The sequence below is a fragment of the Acrocarpospora pleiomorpha genome (genome assembly GCF_009687885.1).
Lineage (GTDB): Bacteria > Actinomycetota > Actinomycetes > Streptosporangiales > Streptosporangiaceae > Acrocarpospora > Acrocarpospora pleiomorpha.
In genome coordinates, this window is sequence record NZ_BLAF01000005.1 from 185,765 (window position 1) to 200,479 (window position 14,715).

Genomic DNA, 14,715 nt, shown 5'->3' on the forward strand with positions numbered 1-14,715 from the left:
GCTGAGCGAGCCCGAAGCCGTGCTGTCCAGCTACCTCGCCCATCTCGCCGTGGAGCGCGGGCTGGCCGCCAACACGCTCGCCTCCTATCGGCGTGATCTCCGCCGTTATGTGGACCATCTGAGCGCGCGGGGGCTCGCCACGATGGCCCAGGTGGCCGAGTCCGACGTGGTCGCCTTCCTGGCCTCGCTCCGGGAGGGCGACGAGGAGCATCCCGCGCTGGTCGCCAGCTCGGCCGCGCGGGCCGTCTCCGCCGTCCGCGGCCTGCACCGCTTCGCCCTCCGCGAGGGCGTCGCGGGCCACGACCCGGCCCATGAGGTACGGCCTCCGCGGCAACTCCGCCGCCTCCCCAAGGCGATCACCGTCGAGGAGGTGGAACGCCTGATCGCCGCCTCCGGCCCCGGCGACACGCCCCTCACCCTCCGCAACCGCGCCCTCCTCGAAGTCCTGTACGGCACCGGCGCCCGCATCTCCGAAGCCGTCGGCCTGGCTGTGGACGATGTCACGCGGTACGCCTCAGGCGGTGGCTCCGGTGGGGCGGGCTCCGGCGGAATGGGTCACGGCGAAGCGAGTCCTGGTGGGGTGGGCTCTGGCGAAGCGGGTCCTGGCGAAGCGGGTCCTGGTGGAGTGGGTCCTGGTGGAGTGGGCTCTGGTGGAGTGGGCTCTGGTGGAGTGGGTCCTGGCGGTGGTCATGGTCATGGCGACAGTGCCGGTGGGGGAGTCGGCCAGGGAACCAAGGCCGGGGATGGTTTCATCGGTGGCGAGGTGCGGTTGCGGGGCAAGGGAGGCAGGGCCAGGATCGTGCCGCTAGGGCGGTTCGCCCGTGGTGCCCTGGATGCCTACCTGGTCCGCGCGCGGCCCTTCATCGCCGCCCACGGCCGTGGCACGCACGCGCTGTTCCTGAACGCCCGAGGGGGCAGGCTGACCCGTCAGGGCGCCTGGGAGGTGCTCCAGTCCGCCGCGGAGCGGGCCGGACTCTCCGGCGTGTCCCCGCACATGTTGCGCCATTCGTTCGCAACCCATCTCCTGGACGGCGGCGCTGACGTTAGGGTTGTCCAGGAACTGCTCGGCCATGCCTCGGTGACCACCACCCAGGTGTACACCTTGGTCACGGTCGATCGGCTTCGCGAGGTTTACGCTGCGGCCCATCCCCGAGCCCAGCGGTGAGATCGAACTGCTTGTCCGTATTCTCCGTCTCCGTGGCGCGTCGCCTTGCCGCATACGTGCCTACCCTCTAGATTCAGTCCGGTTCGGGACCGTCAGGGAGGTTCATCAATTGACTGCGACCACTGATGCGACGTGGACCGCGGGGACCCCCAGCGTCTCGTTGGGGCCGACCGGCCGGCCACGCCCCGTCTTCCCCGAGCCCGTCGTCCCCGACAGCCACGGGCCGGCCCGGATCGTCGCGATGGTCAACCAGAAGGGTGGCGTCGGCAAGACGACCACCACCATCAACCTGGGCGCGGCGCTCGCCGAATGCGGCCAGCGGGTTCTGCTGGTCGACTTCGACCCGCAGGGGGCGCTCTCCGTCGGCCTGGGCATCGACCCGCGGCCGCTGGAGTCCACGATCTACGACCTGCTGATGGAGGAGCCCGACGTCGTCGCCGAGGACGTGCTGCTCGGCACCAGCGTCGAGGGCATGGACCTGCTGCCCAGCAACATCTTCCTGTCCGGCGCGGAAATCCGGCTGGTCAACGAGGTCGCCAGGGAATACGCGCTGCAGCGCTCGCTCGAACCGCTGCTGCCCGACTACGACATCTGCCTCATCGACTGCCAGCCGTCCCTGGGCCTGCTCACCGTCAACGCGCTGACCTGCGCGCACAGTGTGATGATCCCGCTCGAGTGCGAGTTCTTCGCGTTACGCGGCGTGGCCCTCCTGATGGAGTCGATCGGCAAGGTCCAGGAACGCCTCAACAAGAACCTCGAAATCGACGGCCTCCTGGCCACCATGTACGACCCCCGCACCCTGCACGCCCGCGAGGTCCTCCAGACCATCATGCAGGGCTTCGGCGACAAGGTCTTCCACACGGTCATCAACCGCACCGTACGTTTCCCCGACGCCACCCTCGCCGGCGAGCCCATCACCCAGTTCGACCCCAGCTCCATGGGCGCCACGGCCTACCGCGAACTGGCCCGCGAACTCCTCGCCCGCTGGCCCGCCAAGATCTAACCGAATTTCCCCACCCACCCAGCCCTTGGTCTGTCCTCGGGCTCCGCCCGTCCCCGTCATCCCCCTGATCGCCGGATGAATTGGCAATCGCGGCACCGTGGATCTCCACCGGCCCAGCCCTTGGTTCGTCCTCGGGTTCCGCCCGATCCCGCCGTCCCGCGTGATTGCCTGGACGAAACATCCCTCCACCGCGCCCATGGGTGTCGTTCCGTGTGGGCATTCACGGGGAGGGCGGGCCGGGTCGGCCCAAGGACGTGTGGGAGAACCACCTGGGTCAGGCTGCTGTTTCGTTCGGCCGGTCACGGTGATGGCGGGGTCGGGCGGAGCCCGAGGGAAATGAAGGGCTGGGTGGGTGGGAGACCCACCGGGTCAAGCTGCCGCTTCATTCGGGCGGCCACCGGGATGGCCGGGGCGGGTGGAGCCCGATGGGAAATCAAGAGCTGGGTGGGTTGGAGGGCCACGATCCCGTTGTGGGGTGCGGGACAATGGGGGAGTGACTGAGCAAGGAACCGCCGCGCCTGAAGAGGGCTTTCATGTGCATTTGGAGGTGTTTCAGGGGCCGTTTGACTTGTTGCTGGGGCTGATTTCTAAGCACAAGTTGGATATCACCGAGGTTTCCCTGCATCAGGTCACGGATGAGTTCATCGCGTATATCCGGTCGCGGGGGCCGGAGTGGGATCTCGATCAGACCAGTCACTTCTTGCTTGTCGCGGCCACTTTGCTGGATTTGAAGGCGGCGCGGTTGCTGCCGACCGGGGAGGTCGAGGACGAGGAGGATCTGGCGCTGCTGGAGGCGCGGGATCTGCTGTTCGCCCGGTTGTTGCAGTATCGGGCGTACAAGGAGGTGGCGAAGGTCTTCTCGGGGCGGATGGCGGAGGAGGCGCTGCGGTATCCGCGGCTGGTGCCGATGGAGGCGGCGTTCGCGAACCTGCTGCCCGAGTTGATCCTGGGGATCGGGCCCGAGCAGCTGGCCAGGATCGCGATGAAGGTGTTCGCGCCGAAGGCGCCGCCGACGGTTTCCGTCACGCACATGTATCAACCGCTCGCCAGCGTCAGGGAACAGGCCGCTATCCTGGTGGAGCGGCTGCGGCGGGCCGGGCGGGCCACTTTCCGGTCGCTGACCGCCGACTGCGCGGGCACCTACGAGGTGGTGGCGCGATTCCTGGCCGTTCTGGAACTGTTCCGGGAGGCCGCGGTCTCCTTCGAACAGCTCGAACCGCTGGGAGATCTGTACGTGACCTGGACCGGCGCCACGGACGGCGACATTACCGTGGGCGACGACTACGACGAGACGGCCGAACGCCGGAACCGGCCCGGCGCCGGGACTTCCGGCGATGACGCCGAGGACGGTGCCGAGAACGGTGCCGAGAACGGTGCGGAGGATGGGGACGCGGGCGATGCCTGACCTGGACGAGACGGGCGACGAGACGGGCTTCGACGAGCCGTCCGGCCCCGAACCGGGAGAGCCTCAGCTGCGGGCCGCCCTGGAGGCGATCCTGCTCGTGGTGGACGAGCCGGTGGCCGAGGTCACGCTGGCGCAGGTGCTGGAACGGCCGACGCACGAGATCGCGAGCACGCTGCGTGAGCTGGCCGGGGAATACACCGCCGCCGGGCGCGGGTTTGATCTGAGAGAGGTGGCCGGGGGCTGGCGTTTCTACACGCGGGCCGAGTGCGCCGCGCTGGTCGAGCGGTTCGTCCGCGACGGGCAGCAGGCGCGGCTCACCCAGGCCGCGCTGGAAACCCTCTCGGTGGTCGCCTACCGGCAGCCGGTGAGCCGGGCCAAGGTGGCGGCCATCCGCGGCGTCAACAGCGACGGCGTGATGCGCACGCTTGCCGCGCGCGGCCTCGTGGAAGAGGCCGGAACGGAACCGGAGAGCCAGGCCGTGCTCTACCGGACGACAAGCTACTTCCTGGAGCGACTGGGCCTGCGGGACCTCGACGAGCTTCCCGCGCTCGCCCCGTTCCTCCCCGATGATGTGGAAACCCTAGAGGAGCAACCGAAGTGAACAAGCGCAGCACCCCGTCCGGTGATGGACGCGGTCGAAGCCGAGACGGCAACCCCAGAAGCGGCGGCCAGCGCCCCGACCGCTCATCCTTCCGCGCCGACCGCGACGGCTCCCGAGGCGGGTACGGCAAGCAGGACTCCCGCGGCGGCTACGGCCGCCCCGACTCCCGTGGCCGCGACGGCGGCAGCGGCTCCAGTGGTTCCAGAGGCTCCAGCGGCTTCCGTGACTCGCGCGATTCCCGCGACGGCGGCCACCGCTCCGACCGGTCCCCTTCCGGCGACCGCTACAGCCGTCCCCAGTCTCGCGAAGGCCGTCCGGGGGGCGAGGGCTTCGCCCGGCGCGACGGCGAGGGCTACGGGCGCTCTGAGGGCCGCGACCGCCCCTACCCCCGCTCGGGCGACGATCGCGGCCGGTCCGCCCCGAGAGACGACCGCGGCTACGGCGCCCCCCGGGACGACCGCGGTTACGGCGCTCCCCGCGACGATCGCGGCGGCGCTCCCCGAGACAGCCGTGGCTACGGCTCCTCCCGCGACGACCGTGGTTCCCGTGGCTCCTTCGGACGTTCCGGCGACCGGGCCTCGTCCCGCCCCGAGGGCGGCTCACGCGCCCGCTACGGCCGCCCGGACGGCGACCGCGGCGCTTCCCGCGGCTACGCTCCGCGAAACGACTCCCGCTACGCGGACCGCCCCCGCACCGACCGCCCCCGCTCCGACCGTGACGGTTACGGGCGCGCGCAGGGCCGCGACGACTTCAGCGGTGCGGACCGTTCTCGCGGCGACCGCGACGGCTACGCTCCGCGAGATGGCTCCCGCGGTGCAGACCGCCCCCGCTCCGACCGTGACGGCTTCGGGCGCGCGCAGGGCCGCGACGACTTCAGCGGTGCGGACCGTTCTCGCGGCGACCGCGACGGATACGCTCCGCGAGACGATTCCCGCAGCGCGGACCGCCCCCGCACAGACCGTCCCCGCCCCGACCGTGACGGTTTCGGGCGCGCTGAGGGTCGTGACGACTTCAGCGCGTCCGGCCAGCGCTCCGGTCGCGAAGGCGCGTCCGGATACGAACGGCGTTCCGATCGTGACGGATCCCGTGGCTTCGATCGGCGGCCGGAGCGTGACGCACGTGGCTTCGGGCGCTCGGAGGGACGCGACCGCGGCTATGGGCGTCCCGGTGATCGTGACCCGCGCGGGTCCGCGTCCGGTGGGGATCGGGGCGGGTTCCGGGCCGATCGTGGCGGTTCCCGGCGGGACGATGTGCAGACCCTCGGCGGTGGCAGCCGGGGACGTTTCGGTCGGGACAGTTCGCGGAGTGAGTTCCGTACCGGCGGAGGAACGGGCAGGAGTCAGGAGCGGGGCCGTAAGCCGGTCGCGAGCCAGAATCCGTTCAAGTCGGCCAAGCAGCCCTTGCGGGACCCCGACTTCTATGACCGCGACTACGTCGACGAGCGGGACACCACCGAGGTGCCGGACGGCGAGCGGCTGCAGAAGGTGCTCGCGCAGGCGGGCGTGGCCAGCCGCCGGGCCTGCGAGGAGCTGATCGGCGAGGGCAGGGTCACCGTGGACGGCCAGGTCGTGCGGCGGTTCGGCGCGCGGGTGGACCCGGCCAAGCAGATCATCCACGTCGACGGCAAGCGTATTCCGACCGCGCCCGATCTGGTCTACTACGCGCTGAACAAGCCGATCGGCGTGGTCAGCACGATGGAGGACCCGGACGGCCGTCCGTGCCTGAAGGACTACGTCCAGGAGCTGGCGCCGCGTCTGTTCCACGTGGGCCGGCTGGACACCGAGACCGAGGGCCTGCTGCTGCTCACCAACGACGGCGAGCTGGCCCACCGCCTCACGCACCCGAGCTTCGGCGTGCAGAAGAAATACTGGGCCAAGGTGCCGGGGCCGGTTCCGCGGGACCTGCACCGGGTACTGCGCAAGGGGATCGAGCTGGAGGACGGCCTGGCCAAGGTGGACGAGTTCCACATCGTCCAGGAGCACGGCCAGCAGGCGCTGGTGGAGGTCGTCCTGCACGAGGGTCGCAAGCACATCGTGCGCCGACTCCTGGAGGAGACCGGGCACCGGGTGATCGACCTGGCCAGGATCGAGTTCGGCCCGGTCAAGCTGGGCCGCCTCAAGCCGGGCACGGTGCGCGCGCTGTCGCTTCAGGAAGTGGGGGAATTGTACGCGGCGGTCAAGCTGTAACCTTTCCCGACGAATCTTCATTTAAGGGGACATTATGGTTCGGGCGATCCGTGGGGCCATCCAGGTGGACGGCAACGACCGCGACGCGATCATCTCCGGTACGACGGAGCTGGTCTCCGAAGTGATGGAGCGTAACCGGCTCACCACCGATGACGTCATCAGCGTGATCTTCACGGCCACGCCCGATCTGACCGCCGAGTTTCCCGCCCTGGCCGCGCGCAAGCTGGGCTTTCACGACGTGCCCCTGCTGTGCGCGAGCGAGATCGACGTGCCGGGCGCGCTGCCGCGGGTGGTCCGGCTGATGGCCTACGTGGCCACCGACCGCCCGCGCCAGCAGATCCAGCACGTCTACCTGCGCGGCGCGGTCGCGTTGCGCGTCGACATCGCCCAGTAGGTGTTGCCCAGCGGAGGTTGATCGGTGATCGGCATCGCCAGGTGCCGATGTCGCCCAGGAGGAGCGGGCCAGGCTGGAAACTCCCAGCCAGACGCGCGATTCGCGGGTAACAATTTGAGTGACCAGTCAGTAGTCAGTCAGTAAACAGCCACTTGTCCGAAAACCCGTGGATCGGCGCTTCGGCGGCGCATAGTTAGAGCAGCGCATCGCAAGAGCACAAACGCACGAGCACGGTATGTAAGGAACCATCCACCATGACCCCCAGCCCGGGCGGCGTGATCACCAGCGCCGCCATCGTCGGAACCGGCCTCATCGGCACGTCCGCCGCCCTCGCCCTGCGTCAGCGCGGGGTGCGCGTCTTCCTCACCGACCGCGACCCCCGGGCCGTACGGCTGGCGAGGGAGCTCGGAGCCGGGGAGGAGTGGGGGCCCGGCGAGCGGGTGGATCTGGCGATTCTCGCGGTGCCTCCGCAGTTCGTGGCGCATCAGCTGCTCGATCTGCAGAAGAGTGGCGCGGCTCGGTTCTACACCGATGTGGCGAGCGTGAAGGCGTTGCCGCTGGCTCAGGCCGTACAGCTGGGGTGTGATCTGAGTACGTATGTGGCCGGGCATCCGCTGGCGGGGCGGGAGCGGTCGGGGCCGGGGGCGGCGCGGGCGGATCTGTTCTTGGGGCGGCCGTGGGCGCTGTGCCCGACCGCGGCGGCGGCGCCGGAGGCGGTCGGGGCGATGCGGGAGCTGGTGTCGCTGTGCGGGGCGAACGCGGTCGTGGTGGACGCGCGGGAGCACGACGAGGCGGTCGCGGTGGTGTCGCACGCGCCGCATGTGGCCGCCTCGGCCGTGGCGGCGCGGCTGGCGGAGGCGTCGGAGACGGCGCTGGGTCTGTCGGGGCAGGGGGTCAGGGACGTGACGCGGATCGCGGCGAGTGATCCGGGTCTGTGGACCGGCATCCTGTCCGGGAACGCGGGTCCGGTGGCGGCGGTGCTTGAGGCGGTCGCGGACGATCTGGCGGCCGCGGCGAGGTCGCTGCGCGAGTTCGCCGCCGAGGGCACCGAGATCGGCTCGGTTACCGAACTGTTGCGGCGTGGGGTGGCCGGATCCGGGCGGATTCCCGGCAAGCACGGCGGCCCGGCCCGCACCTACGCGGTGGTCGGCGTGGTCATCGGGGACCGTCCCGGCGAGCTGGCCCGGCTGTTCCAGGTGGCCGAGCAGGTCGGCGTCAGTATCGAGGACGTGCGCCTGGAGCACGTGCCGGGCCTGCCGCTGGGCGCGGTGGAACTCTCGGTCCAGCCAGAGGCGGCCGGCGTCTTCGCAGCGGCGCTACGCGAACACGGGTGGCAAGTGCCTTAACCGTAAAAGCTCGATGCGCGGCAGAGCCGGGACTGCCGGTACCTTGGGGGGCGGACAACTCAAGTAAGGGGAGCGATGGTGTCGGGTCTGATCGTCGCGATGGACGGGCCTTCCGGGTCGGGCAAGTCGAGCGCGTCGCGTGGGGTGGCCCGGGCGCTGGGCCTGCGCTACCTGGACACCGGGGCGATGTATCGCGCTCTCACCTGGTGGATGCTCCAGCTGGAGGTCGACCTCGGCGATCCGGCCGCGATCGCCGCCGGCGCCGGCGAGCCCATGCTGGAGATGAACACCGACCCGGACTTTCCCGGCGTGACGCTGGACGGGACCCGGGTGGACGGGCCGATCCGGTATCCGGAGGTGACCCGGGCGGTTTCCGCGGTGAGCGCGGTGCCCGAGGTTCGCAGTCGGCTGGTGGCCCTGCAGCGGGAGCTGATCGAGGCGGCCCTCAAGGAGGGCGGCATCGTGGTGGAGGGGCGCGACATCGGCACGGTGGTCGCCCCGCAGGCCCCGGTCAAGGTCTATCTGACCGCCAGCGAGGAGGCGCGCGCGACGCGCCGCAGCGCCGAGCTGGCGGGGACCACGGTGGCCGCGCAGCGGGTGGAGCTGGCCCGCCGCGACACCCTCGATTCGACCAGGAAGGCCGACCCGCTGGCGATGGCCGCGGACGCGGTCGAACTGGACACCACGGCGCTGACCCTCGATGAGGTCGTCGCCGAGGTGCTGAGACTTGTCAAGGAGCGCGCCTGAATTCCGGGCGGGCGTGAAAGGGAAAACGCGATCATGAGCGCGGGGGAGTACGAGGACGACGGCGGCTGGATCGAGGCCGAACTCGCCGATCTGGAGACCGGCACGCCGGAGGAGGAGGCCGACGCCGGCCCGCTGCCGGTGGTGGCCGTGGTCGGGCGGCCGAACGTGGGCAAGTCCACGCTGGTCAACCGCATCATCGGCCGCCGGGAGGCGGTCGTCGAGGACGTGCCGGGAGTGACCAGGGACCGGGTGACGTACGAGGCGAACTGGCGCGGCCGCAGGTTCACCCTGGTGGACACCGGCGGCTGGGACCCGGACGCGACCGGGATGGCGCTCCGGATCGCCGAGCAGGCGCAGATCGCGGCCGAACTGGCCGACGTGATCCTGTTCGTGGTGGACGCCAGCGTCGGCATCACCGACTCCGACGAGGCGGTCGGCTCGGTGCTGCGCCGTTCCGGCAAGCCGGTCGTGCTGACCGCCAACAAGGTCGACAACCAGCTGCAGGAGCTGGAGGCCAATGAGCTGTGGTCGCTGGGCCTCGGCGAGCCGCACCCGGTGTCGGCCCTGCACGGGCGCTCCAGCGGCGACCTGCTCGACGTGGTGCTGGACGCGCTGCCGGAGACGCCGCCGGTGGTGTTCGGGGCCGCGCGCGGCCCGCGCCGGGTGGCGCTGCTGGGCAAGCCGAACGTGGGCAAGTCCTCGCTGCTGAACAAGGTGGCGGGCGAGGAGCGGGTGCTGGTCGACCCGATGGCGGGCACCACGCGGGACCCGGTGGACGAGCTGATCGAGCTCGGCGGCAAGCCGTGGCGGTTCATCGACACGGCCGGGATCCGGCGGCGGGACCGCGAGCTGAAGGGCGCCGACTTCTACGCGGCCATGCGGACCCGGGCGGCGCTGGAGCGGGCCGAGGTGGCGATCGTGCTCATCGACGCCTCCGAGGTGCTGACCGAGCAGGATCTGCGGATCATCTCGCTGGTGATCGAGTCGGGCCGGGCCATGGTGGTGGCCTTCAACAAGTGGGATCTGGTCGACGAGGACCGGCGCTACTACCTGGAGAAGGAGATCGAGCGGCAGCTGGTCCGCACGCCGTGGGCGCTGCGGGTGAACATCTCGGCCGTGACCGGCCGCCACCTGGAGAAGCTGGTTCCGGCGCTGGAGCTGGCCATCGACTCGTGGGGGACCCGGGTATCCACCGGGCGGCTCAACCAGTTCCTCACCGAGCTGGTGCAGGCCACCCCGCCGCCGGTGCGCGGCGGCAAGCAGCCGAAGATCCTGTTCGCCACCCAGGCGTCCACCGAGCCGCCCAAGTTCGTGCTGTTCACCTCCGGGTTCCTGGAGGAGACCTACCGCAGGTTCATCGAGCGTCGGCTGCGCGAGGAGTTCGGGTTCGCCGGGTCGCCGATCGAGGTGACCATGAAGATCCGGGAGAAGCGGAAGAAGAAGTAGGGTCTGCCCTACCCCCAGGAGGGCAGTGGACCGGCTCGAAGCCAAGGGGTGAGAATCCTAGTTTGAGAGCTATGAGAACACTCCTCCGCCGCCTGGTGGGCGACACCCGTTACCTGATCGAGGGCTTCCTCCTCACCACGATCGCGTTCTGCGTGCTCATCACCGGAATCTCGGCCGGTGCCGGTCTGGTGGTGGTCTGGATCGGGGTCCCGATCATCGGGCTGACCCTGCTGACCGCCCGCGGCTTCGGCGACCTGGAACGCGTCCGCCTGAGGTCCGTGTTAGGCCGGGAACTGGCTCGCCCGCGCTACCCGGAGCCCCCGCCAGGCGCGGGCTGGGTGCGCCGCATGGTCAACCCGCTGCTGGTCGGCCAGTCCTGGATGGACCTGCTCCACGCCATGGTGGCCTTCCCCGTCTCCGTGGTCACCTTCACGGTCGCGATCACCTGGTGGACCGTCGTGCTCGCGGGCCTCACCTATCCGCTGTACGGCTGGGTGACCAGCGACATCCCCGGCAACACGGGACTCCCCGAGCTGCTCGGCCTGGGCAGCGGCTACGGCGTCGACTCGACCTTCTACTTCGTCCTGGGCCTGCTCGCCTTGGCCGCCCTCTACCCGGTCGTACGGACCTGCGCGCTGCTGCAGGCCGGACTGGGCCGGGCCCTGCTGACGGGGATGGCCGAGCTGCACGAGCGGATCGAGGACCTGACCGAGGGCAGGAACGCGGCCGCGCACGCCGAGGCGAACGCGCTGCGGCGGCTGGAGCGGGACATCCACGACGGGCCGCAGCAGCGTCTTGTGCACCTGGCGATGGAGCTGTCGCGGGCCCAGCGCCTGATGGAGCGGGACGCGGCGGCGGCCAGCGCCACCATCGGGCAGGCGATCACCGCCACCCGGGAGACGCTGGACGAGCTGCGCGCCCTGTCCCGGGGCATCGCCCCGCCGATCCTGGCCGACCGGGGGCTCTCGCCCGCGCTGGCCGCGCTGGCCGGGCGCTGCACCATCCCGGTGGAGCTGGACGTGCGCACCGCGGAACGTTTCCCCGCGCTGGTCGAGAACACCGTCTACTTCGTCACCGCCGAGGCGCTCACCAACGTGGCCAAGCACAGCCGGGCCACCCTGTGCACGATCACGCTGACCCGGGTGGGCGACACGCTGCTGCTCACGATCGGCGATGATGGGGTCGGCGGCGCCCATGTCGCCAAGGGGCACGGCCTGTCCGGCCTGGCCGACCGGCTGCGCGCGGTGGAGGGCGAGCTGGCCGTCCAGTCGCCCGCCGGCGGGCCGACGATGATCGTGGCGGAGGTTCCGTGCGGGTAGTGGTGGCCGATGACGCGGTGCTCATCAGGGAAGGCCTGGTGCGCCTGCTCGAGGAGTTCGGCTGCGAGGTGCTCGCGGCGGTCGGCACCGGCACGGAGCTGGTCGCCGCGGTGGACGAATTGCGGCCTGACGTGTCCGTGGTGGACGTGCGGATGCCGCCCACCTTCACCGACGAGGGGCTGCGGGCGGCGGTGGCGGCCCGGCAGAAGGTGCCGGGCGCGCCGATCCTGATCCTCTCCCAGTATGTCGAGGTCTCCTACGCCGACGACCTGCTGGCCGACGCCAGGGGCGGGGTCGGCTACCTGCTCAAGGACCGCGTGGTGGACGTCGAGGAGTTCCTGACCGGGCTGCGCCGGGTGGCGGGCGGCGGCACGGTCTTCGACCCCCAGGTGGTCGCCCAGCTGATGGTCCGCCGCCGCCGCGACGACCCGCTCGGCTCGCTCACCCCGCGCGAGCGCGAGGTGCTGGCGCTGATGGCGGAGGGCAGATCGAACCCGGCGATCAGCCGCCAGCTGGTCGTCACCGAGGGCGCGGTGGAGAAGCACATCCGCGGCATCTTCGTGAAGCTCAACCTGTACGCGGACGACACCGACCAGCACCGCCGGGTGCTGGCCGTGCTCGCGTACCTGCGTTCCTAGGCCGGGTGGTTGCCAGAGGTCCCGCCCAGGTCGAACGGGCTGGTGACGCCCTCGTAGGCGAGATGGAACTCCATCCCTTGGACGGCGTGCGCCAGATCATGGCAGTGCGACATCCAGACGCCTGGATTGTCGGCGGTCAGCGCCACCTCCCACACCTCGCCCGGCTGGACGTCGAAGGTGTCCATCCAGACCCCGTTGGCGGGCACGCCGTTCCTGGACAGCACCTGGACGTGGTGGCCGTGCGGATGCATCGGATGGGTGTCGGAGCTCCGGTTGACGACCCGGATCAGGACCTTCTCGCCCTTCTTCACCAGCGGGGTCGGGATGTTCGGGAAGCCCTTCCCGTTGACCGTGTAGGCCAGCGCTGGCCTGCCGTCGACCATCGCGAGGGTGCGGTCGAGCACCCAGGTGATCTCCTGGTCGAATTCGGTGGGAACCGGCGTCCCTGAGCCGTAGGTGGTGATGTCGACCAGGGGTCCTGACGCGGGCTTGGGCGGGACCTCCCCGTTGATGAGCAGGCCGGGATGGCCCTCGACGTCGAGGTAGACGGGGCCGGAGGGCATGGTGAAGGTGAGGTCGTATCGGCCGCCCGCGGCCAGCCGCAGCCGGTTCCCGGTCAGGTCGGTCGCGCCGGGCACGTCCGTTCCGTCCACGGCCGCCAGCCGGTACGGAACCCCGGTGAGACCCAGCTCGACCGGGAGGCTGTTGGTGTCGACCACGCGGAGCCGTACCGGACTGCCCGGGGGAAGGGCAGTCTTCACCAGCGTGTCGGAGGGCGGCCGGCCGTCCAGGGCCATCGTCAGGCCGCCGTAGGTGTGCAGGGCGAGGGTGTGGTCGCCGGGGGCGGGGTCCACGATGAGCAGGCCGTACAGGCCTTTGGCGACGGCGAGGCTGGAGTTCTGGTGGCTGTGGTACCAGTACGTGCCGGGGTCGGTGGCCTGGAAACGGTAGACGTGCGAGCCGCCGGGCAGGACCGCGTCCTGGGTGACGCCGGGCACGCCGTCCTCGCCGCTGGGCACGTCGTAGCCGTGCCAGTGGATGGTGACCGCCTGGCCGGGCAGTTCGTTGCGGAGCGTCAGCTCCACGAACTCGCCCTGTTTGACCCGCAGCGTCGGCCCCGGAGACTGGCCGTTGAAGGTCCAGGCCTCGAAGGTACGGCCCAAGGGCAGCTTGAGCGTGGCGGGTTTGGCGGTCAGGGTGAACTTGGCAGCTCCGGGCGTGGGCGCGCCGACGAGGGAGGCGACAGAGACGCCGGTGGCGCTCGCGCCGTGGCCCGCGTGGAACGCGCTCCCTGACCAGCTGCCGGAGATCGCCCAGGAAGCCGCGAGCAGCACCACCGCCGTGCCCGCCGTTCGCCAGCGGTCGCCCGTACGCCCCGAGAGGACGCGCCAGGCCAGCGCCGACGCGCCCCCGGCGGCGAGCAGCACCACGATCGCCGCGGACACGGTGACGGGGTAGGAGATCACGAGGTCGCACGCGACCCCGGCGACCGCCCCGATGGCGGCGAGCACCACGGGCAGCGTCCCGGCGGGTTCGAGCGGGCTCCCGTGCCGCCAGAACCGGATCAGGGCGGGCAGCGTGACCGCCGCCGTCGCCAGGCCGGGCACGATCACCAGCGGCATCGCCAGGATGATCTTCTCGGCGGCGAACCACCAGCCCGCCGCGGCGAGCCCCGCCGTGGTCAGCCCGCGCAGGGCGGTCAGCACGATCGCCGCGGCGATCAGCGCCGCGGCGATCGGGGCCAGGTTCCTGGCGGCGCCCCGCAGGGCGGCGACGGCGACTCCCGCCGACGCCGCCCACAGCCCGGCGACCAGGATGAGCAGGATCTGATCGAGGCCGATCAGCTGGCCGGTGTTCACGCGCGCACGGCCACCGGCTCCGCCACCTGGCCCTTGACCAGGGCGCGGGCCTTGCGGACCACGGTCACGGCCACGAACAGGATCGCGACCCCGTCCAGGGCGTGGAAGCCCAGCACGAACAGGCTGGCGGTGGTGGTCTTGTCCTCGGTCGCCCCCAGCAGGCCGGCGATCTCGAAGATCACGAACAGCTGCACGGCGACCAGGGCGAACGGCGTGATCGACAGCCAGATCAGCTGGCGGCCGACCTTGGCGATGGCCGCGATGACGGTCAGCACGATCGAGAGCAACGGAATGATCATGGTGCCGTTGATGACGTGCGGCATGATCGCGCTGTCCTCGGCGCCTAGGGCCGGCACGGGACGCTCGAAGGCGCCGAAGGTGGCGAAGTAGAACTGGGCCAGCACCGCCACCAGTGTCAGCACCGAGAACCAGAAAAAGACCTTGCGCATGGAGGGGCTCCTGAACCACGTATCGACGGCCCCGGCTACCGGCGGGGCGCTACCGGCTTAGCGTGTGCCACCCGGCGTCCCGAGTGCACGGGACGCGTGTCCTGCTCTGACCGGGAAATATCCGGTCGGATTCGGACGCACATGTCGATCGTGTCCG

Annotated in this window: 13 protein-coding genes; 11 read left to right on the forward strand and 2 right to left on the reverse strand. The window is 70.8% G+C overall.

Going from position 1 to position 14,715, the window contains the following annotated elements:
• Positions 1-19 precede the first annotated feature (19 nt).
• From Aple_RS54190 to Aple_RS03770, 11 genes are all read left to right on the forward strand, one after another.
• On the forward strand, positions 20-1,165 hold the full coding sequence (locus Aple_RS54190) for a site-specific tyrosine recombinase XerD (protein WP_246264092.1): 1,146 nt from the start codon (positions 20-22) through the stop codon (positions 1,163-1,165).
• Positions 1,166-1,274: 109 nt separating this feature from the next.
• Positions 1,275-2,168, forward strand: a complete 894-nt coding sequence (locus tag Aple_RS03725) for a ParA family protein (protein WP_174889784.1) — start codon at positions 1,275-1,277, stop codon at positions 2,166-2,168.
• Between the two features lie 493 nt (positions 2,169-2,661).
• Positions 2,662-3,573 (forward strand): segregation and condensation protein A, encoded by a 912-nt coding sequence (locus tag Aple_RS03730; RefSeq protein ID WP_155343020.1) that lies wholly within the window; start codon positions 2,662-2,664, stop codon positions 3,571-3,573.
• Positions 3,566-4,174 carry an SMC-Scp complex subunit ScpB gene (gene scpB, locus Aple_RS03735; protein WP_155343021.1) on the forward strand — a complete coding sequence of 203 codons (609 nt, stop codon included), beginning with the start codon at positions 3,566-3,568 and terminating at the stop codon, positions 4,172-4,174. Before Aple_RS03730 ends, scpB begins: the two co-directional genes overlap by 8 nt.
• Positions 4,171-6,360 (forward strand): pseudouridine synthase, encoded by a 2,190-nt coding sequence (locus Aple_RS51810; RefSeq protein ID WP_174889785.1) that lies wholly within the window; start codon positions 4,171-4,173, stop codon positions 6,358-6,360. Before scpB ends, Aple_RS51810 begins: the two co-directional genes overlap by 4 nt.
• 34 nt (positions 6,361-6,394) lie before the next feature.
• On the forward strand, positions 6,395-6,754 hold the full coding sequence (gene aroH / locus Aple_RS03745) for a chorismate mutase (RefSeq protein WP_155343022.1): 360 nt from the start codon (positions 6,395-6,397) through the stop codon (positions 6,752-6,754).
• A gap of 254 nt (positions 6,755-7,008) precedes the next feature.
• The gene (locus Aple_RS03750) at positions 7,009-8,100 is read left to right on the forward strand and encodes a prephenate dehydrogenase (protein WP_155343023.1); all 1,092 of its coding nucleotides are present in this window, start codon (positions 7,009-7,011) and stop codon (positions 8,098-8,100) included.
• Between the two features lie 75 nt (positions 8,101-8,175).
• On the forward strand, positions 8,176-8,847 hold the full coding sequence (cmk, locus tag Aple_RS03755; protein ID WP_155343024.1) for a (d)CMP kinase: 672 nt from the start codon (positions 8,176-8,178) through the stop codon (positions 8,845-8,847).
• Positions 8,848-8,880: 33 nt separating this feature from the next.
• Positions 8,881-10,293 carry a ribosome biogenesis GTPase Der gene (der, locus tag Aple_RS03760; protein WP_155343025.1) on the forward strand — a complete coding sequence of 471 codons (1,413 nt, stop codon included), beginning with the start codon at positions 8,881-8,883 and terminating at the stop codon, positions 10,291-10,293.
• 71 nt (positions 10,294-10,364) lie between these two features.
• Positions 10,365-11,612 (forward strand): sensor histidine kinase, encoded by a 1,248-nt coding sequence (locus Aple_RS03765; protein WP_155343026.1) that lies wholly within the window; start codon positions 10,365-10,367, stop codon positions 11,610-11,612.
• The gene (locus tag Aple_RS03770) at positions 11,603-12,250 is read left to right on the forward strand and encodes a response regulator (RefSeq protein ID WP_155343027.1); all 648 of its coding nucleotides are present in this window, start codon (positions 11,603-11,605) and stop codon (positions 12,248-12,250) included. The genes Aple_RS03765 and Aple_RS03770 overlap by 10 nt, the downstream gene beginning before the upstream one ends.
• Here the strand turns inward: Aple_RS03770 and Aple_RS03775 are convergent.
• Together Aple_RS03775 and Aple_RS03780 are read right to left on the reverse strand one after the other, a co-directional pair.
• Positions 12,247-14,109 carry a multicopper oxidase family protein gene (locus tag Aple_RS03775; RefSeq protein WP_155343028.1) on the reverse strand — a complete coding sequence of 621 codons (1,863 nt, stop codon included), beginning with the start codon at positions 14,107-14,109 and terminating at the stop codon, positions 12,247-12,249. The two genes, Aple_RS03770 and Aple_RS03775, sit on opposite strands and share 4 nt — an antisense overlap.
• Entirely contained in the window at positions 14,106-14,558 is a 453-nt protein-coding gene (locus tag Aple_RS03780) for a DUF6220 domain-containing protein (protein ID WP_155343029.1), read from the reverse strand. The genes Aple_RS03775 and Aple_RS03780 overlap by 4 nt, the downstream gene beginning before the upstream one ends.
• Between the last annotated feature and the right edge of the window lie 157 nt (positions 14,559-14,715).

Excerpts from the sequence above, each read along its gene's own strand:
- aroH (WP_155343022.1), top strand. The coding sequence starts at position 6,395 with ATGGTTCGGGCGATCCGTGGGGCCATCCAGGTGGACGGCAACGACCGC.
- scpB (WP_155343021.1), top strand. The coding sequence starts at position 3,566 with ATGCCTGACCTGGACGAGACGGGCGACGAGACGGGCTTCGACGAGCCG.
- Aple_RS03765 (WP_155343026.1), top strand. The coding sequence starts at position 10,365 with ATGAGAACACTCCTCCGCCGCCTGGTGGGCGACACCCGTTACCTGATC.
- der (WP_155343025.1), top strand. The coding sequence starts at position 8,881 with ATGAGCGCGGGGGAGTACGAGGACGACGGCGGCTGGATCGAGGCCGAA.
- cmk (WP_155343024.1), top strand. The coding sequence starts at position 8,176 with ATGGTGTCGGGTCTGATCGTCGCGATGGACGGGCCTTCCGGGTCGGGC.
- Aple_RS03750 (WP_155343023.1), top strand. The coding sequence starts at position 7,009 with ATGACCCCCAGCCCGGGCGGCGTGATCACCAGCGCCGCCATCGTCGGA.
- Aple_RS03780 (WP_155343029.1), bottom strand. The coding sequence starts at position 14,558 with ATGCGCAAGGTCTTTTTCTGGTTCTCGGTGCTGACACTGGTGGCGGTG.